The following is a 254-nucleotide window of genomic DNA, read 5'->3' as shown; positions in this document are numbered from 1 at the left end:
AAGTCCGGTATGAGCGAGCCTCGGCTGCCGTCTGTGGACGAGCAGGTACGAGTTGAGAAGCAGGAGCGCAAACCCGCCGCGGCGGCGGGACCGCTCGCCCGGCTGGGCGACGTCCCGCACCTCGGCCTGGTGGTCGCGCTGGCGTTGCTGGCGGCGGTGGGCCTGTTCACCGTGCCCGACACCTTCGCCACGACCTCGAACATGGTGAGCATCCTGTCGCTGGCGGCGACCATCGGGGTGATCACCGTCGGTGC

At 70.1% G+C, this 254-nt stretch carries 1 pseudogene; it reads left to right on the top strand.

Features of this window, described 5'->3' with window-relative positions:
- Nucleotides 1–33: 33 nt before the first annotated feature.
- Nucleotides 34–254 (top strand): annotated as a pseudogene (locus ACSC1Q_RS43260) (ABC transporter permease); the annotation flags it as partial.

This window comes from Streptosporangium heterodermiicola (assembly GCF_051390675.1).
Classification (GTDB): domain Bacteria; phylum Actinomycetota; class Actinomycetes; order Streptosporangiales; family Streptosporangiaceae; genus Streptosporangium.
This window is presented reverse-complemented; position numbering and strand designations above follow the sequence as displayed.